Annotated in this window: 3 protein-coding genes; 2 read left to right on the top strand and 1 reads right to left on the bottom strand. The window is 48.4% G+C overall.

From position 1 onward, the window contains the following. Window positions 1–154: 154 nt before the first annotated feature. A complete protein-coding gene (gene recD2 / locus E1189_RS03280) occupies window positions 155–2362 on the bottom strand; it encodes an SF1B family DNA helicase RecD2 (protein WP_155158616.1) in 2208 nt (735 codons plus the stop codon). Between the two features lie 341 nt (window positions 2363–2703). Here recD2 and E1189_RS03275 point away from each other — a divergent pair, with 341 nt between their 5' ends. Both E1189_RS03275 and E1189_RS03270 read left to right on the top strand, forming a co-directional pair. Then, window positions 2704–3396 (top strand): ankyrin repeat domain-containing protein, encoded by a 693-nt coding sequence (locus E1189_RS03275; RefSeq protein WP_196221142.1) that lies wholly within the window; start codon window positions 2704–2706, stop codon window positions 3394–3396. 521 nt (window positions 3397–3917) lie between these two features. Then, window positions 3918–4547, top strand: coding sequence for an ankyrin repeat domain-containing protein (locus E1189_RS03270; RefSeq protein WP_196221141.1), 630 nt, complete (start codon window positions 3918–3920; stop codon window positions 4545–4547). Window positions 4548–4715 lie beyond the last annotated feature (168 nt).

Genomic DNA, 4715 nt, shown 5'->3' with positions numbered 1-4715 from the left:
GGTTCGCCCCTCTTACCGGCTTCTATGAGCCACACCGGTGTTCACCAGCTAAAAGAATGAGGCGAACCATCATGAGCATGATGCTCCTTGGCATCAATATTGGCAAGAACACCTTGAAGAGGCTTATTGTAAACGTGCATGAAAGATTCCAGGGTTATAGAGAACTATGAAGTCTGGCCTGAAGGTTCGTTAATCGACGGGTAGACTTTAAAGTTCGGGCTGCCATGCCGACAGCTTTGGGCTGCCCGACAATAACCACCAGCTGCTTTCCCCGTGTGACTCCAGTATAAAGCAGGTTGCGCTCCAGCAAGGTATAATGCTGCATGGCCATAGGTATCACAACACAGGGATACTCCGAACCCTGGCTTTTATGGACTGTCGTCGCATAGGCAAGAGACACTTCATCCAACTCACTGACCTGATACGCAACATCCTTACCATCAAAATTGATCAGTAGCTCACTCTCTTCAATATCGATGCTTTGAACCCGTCCGATATCACCATTGAAAACTTCTTTGTCGTAGTTGTTCACGGTTTGAATGACCTTATCGCCCGGTGCAAATGTCCAGCCATAGCGAGTGATTCGGGGGTGAGCATCCGCATTTAAGGCTTCCTGCAGTGCAACATTCAGACTGCGGGCTCCCAGCCCACCGCGATTCATGGGTGCCAACACCTGAATATCCTGTATCGGATCAAACCCAAAACTGGCTGGGAGCCGTTTGGTCACAACAGCCATGACCTTGCTGAAAATCTCCTCAGGCTCTTCTCCAGTCAGATAATAAAAGTCTGTTTTATCTCCTTTCTTTGTCTGCCTTGGTGCCTGTCCACGGTTAATGGCATGGGCGCCGGTAATAATCTGGGAGGTGGCAGCCTGACGGAATATTTCTGTCAATCGGGCGACCGGTACCTGACCAGAGTCAATCAAGTCATTGAGAACTGAGCCCGGGCCGACAGAGGGGAGCTGGTCAACATCCCCCACCAGCAATACCGCACTGTCGTCCGGCACGGCACGCAGCAGCTGGTTCATAAGTACAATATCCACCATGGAGGATTCATCCACGACCAGCAGATCAGTCTCCAGCGGGTTTTCGGCATTTTTCTTGAAATCAAAGGCACTGGGATCGAAGTCGAGCAGGCGGTGTATGGTCGTCGCTTCCTGTCCGGTGGATTCAGAAAGCCGCTTGGCAGCACGACCTGTCGGAGCGCACAGGGTCACTTTGGCTTTCTTGGCCTGAATGATTTTCAGGATGCTGTTCACCACTGTGGTTTTCCCCACACCAGGGCCACCAGTGATAATGCAGAATTTGTTTCGGACAGCTTTTTCAACCGACAGTTTTTGGGAGTCTGAGAGAGTAATTGTGTTTTTCCTTTCCACCCAGGGTATGGCTTTATTCAGATCAAGCTCCGCCCAGCCGGATTGCCCTTGCAGAAGCCGGGTAACATGGTTGGCCACGCCCTGCTCTGCACGAAACAGGGGCGTCAGGAACAAACAAGGTTCTCCTGTAATATTTTCCGGTATCAGCCGTTCTTCATTAACCTCAACCTGAATAGCCTGCTTAATCGTTTCTTCAGGAATTTCGAGCAGCTTAACTGCTGAGTCCACAAGATCCAGAAAAGCCTGAGCGCAGTGTCCATTCCCGGAATGCTCCTGTAAGACATGCCGAACACCGGCCTGAGCGCGAATCAAAGACGTACGGTCAATCCCCAATTGTTGAGCCAGCTGGTCTGCAGTCTTAAAACCAATACCATGAATATCCAGCGCAAGTCGGTAGGGATTCTCCTGCACTTTGGTAACCGACTGGTCGCCATAAGTTTTATAGATCCGCACCGCCCGGGCAGTGCCTACACCATGGGTCTGCAGGAAAACCATAATATCCCGAATGACTTTTTGCTCTGACCAGGCTGAAGTGATTTTCTCCCGCCGTTTTTTGCCGATGCCTTCCAGCTCTAGCAGGCGCTCCGGGTTCTCCTCAATAATCTCGAACACATGCTCACCAAAAGCCTTGACCAGCCGCCTGGCAAAATGAGGGCCTATGCCTTTCACCATCCCTGAACCCAGATACTTTTCAATACCTTCGAGTGTGGTCGGTGTTACGGTTTTGATCTGCTGTACCTTGAACTGCACACCATGTCGATGGTCGTTAAACCAGATGCCAGAAGCTTCCACAAACTCCCCGGGGGTTATCGAAGGAGTGCTTCCGGTCATGGTAACCAGCTCTCGCTGCCCCTTACATTTGACCCGGATAACAAAAAAACCGCTCTCTTCGCTGTGAAAAGTCACTCGCTCCACAGAGCCCTGCAAGTAAACAACGGGCTGATGGTCGGTAATCGTCTGGCGGGAAGCAGTGAATGAAGAGGACATCAGGATTCAACGTGGTATTTGTGATAACGACAATTTGCATAAAAAGCACGACAAAAGCCAGTTTATTGAACGTTGCCCAACATTCAATGAGATGATACCTCACCCACGGTCCCCTTCGTTCGTCAGGCGTTGGGACTCGAATAACTTGATATATTCCTTGTTGATTGCCATACCTTCTTTCCTTTTGGTAATAACAGTTCGTGGAGTGAGTTGTGTTCAGAATTCACGAAGGGCAGCGATTTCTATACGCCAGTCTTTTCCTCATGTCTTTGGGATTTTGTGCAAACGCGCTGGCTGCAGGCGAATGCAAAGCAGATCTGAGCCCGCCATTGAGGAATACGTTGAATGAACATGATTTCCTGGCGGCTTGCCGTCACGGTCATAGGGAAGCGGCATTGTATTTTCTGAATCAAGACGATTTTGATGTTAACGAACGGTTTCCCTGTGGAGTGTCTGGCACACCTGCTCCCGGCCTGTATCTGGCGGCTCAAGAAGGCCATGTCGGGGTCATTGAAGTTTTGCTTAAATCCAAAGAGCTGAATGTGGATCAGACACTGTGGGACGGTTCCACAGCTTTGTTTATAGCGTCTCAAGAAGGCCATACCGAAGTCGTTGAAACTTTGCTAAAAGACAAGAGAGTGAATGTGAATCACAGACTGAAGGATGGTTCCACAGCTCTGTTTATGGCGGCTCAAGAAGGCCATTTTGATATTGTTAAAATGTTGCTCGGATATGGTGCTGATGACAGATTAGGGTGGCGTTATTGGAAACTCTTCTCTAAAAGCCCTCTGGCAATTGCACAACACCAAAGAACTGCATTCTGGCGTTCTGACGCTGCCAAAAGGGCAGAATACGGCAGAATAACCACACTTTTCAAGGAGCAAAGAAGTCAATCTAAGAAACGCCGACAAACCTCCCAGCCACAGCACATAAAACCCATTGAAACTGCCAGAGAAACACAAGTAAGTGTTGATATGTCTGCGCTCAAAGTACATATTGATATGCCCAGTTCACAGGATGGCTCAGCGAAATAAATTCGGTGATGTAATGAGACAGTCGGAAGAAGCATGACCACTGTATAAGTACCCGGGGCACGGACCGGGCAGAGCATGGATACGTCCCCCGCCGTTTTCTTAGACTGTCCATACGACGCTCGGCCTGCTCCCGTGTCCGGTTCAGGGAACCCGTGCCCTACTTGTCGAAAAAAATCAACTCTTCTGCTTGAGGGTTTTTAACCAGAGTTGTGACGCAGCAAGTGCAGGAAAAGACACCGTCAGGCGTTGGGACTCAAATAACTTGATATCTTCCCTGTTGATTGCCATACACTCTTTCCCTTTAGTAATAACAGTTTGTGGAGAGAGTTGTGTTCAGAACTCACAAAGGGCAGCGATTTCTCTACACCAGTTTTTTGCTCCTGGCTTTGGTGGGGTGTGCAAACGCGCTGGCCAATGAAGAAAGCAGAGCAGATCTGAGTCAGCCAGTAAGGAAGACGTTAGATGAACATGATTTTCTGGCGGCTTGCCGTCAAGGCAATAAGGAAGCGGCTCAGTATTTTGTGGATCATGACGATTTTGATATTAACGAGCAGTTTAGCTGTGGAGTGTGTGGCACACCTGTTCACGGCCTGTATCTGGCGGCTCAAAAAGGCCATGCCGGGGTCATTGAAGTTTTGCTTACATCCAAAGGGCTGAATGTGGATCAGACACTGAGCGACGGTTCCACAGCTTTATTTATCGCAGCTCAGGAAGGCCATGCCGGGGTCATTAAAACTTTGCTAAAAGATGGAAGGGTAAATGTGAATCACAGACTGAACGATGGTTCCACGGCTCTGTTTATAGCGGCACAAGAATGCCACTTTGATGTTGTTAAAATGTTGCTCGGATGGGGCGCTGATGAAAAATTAGAATGGCGTTATTCGAGATTCTTCTCTAAAAGCCCACTGACAATGGCAAAAGACCAAAAAGGCGAGTGCTCACGCTCTGACTCTGCCAAAAGGTCAGAATACGACAGAATAATCATGCTTCTCCAAGAGCAAAGAAGTCAACCTTGGAAACGTCGAAAAATTTCCCAGCCGGAGCATATAAAGCCCATTGAAGCAGCCAAAGAACCACCAGTAAGTATTGATATGTCAACGCTCAGAGTAAAAATTGATATGCCCAGTTCACAAGATGGTTCAAAGAAATAAATTCAATGATCTGGTGAGACAAGGCCACCAGGCAGAACATGGATGCGATAAAGCATTCCCTCAACAGATAATCGCAGTAAGGGTTTGTCATAAGTTCAAGGAATCCGCTAAAAAATGTTTTCGTCCTGAGTATTCTACCTATCTTCTTTGTTCTTTTTATGGGAAGAA

The organism is Parendozoicomonas verongulae (assembly GCF_009711465.1).
In the GTDB taxonomy this organism is placed as follows: Bacteria; Pseudomonadota; Gammaproteobacteria; order Pseudomonadales; family Endozoicomonadaceae; genus Sansalvadorimonas; species Sansalvadorimonas verongulae.
Note: the sequence above shows the minus strand (reverse complement) of the source record. Positions and strands in the feature narration are given on the sequence as shown.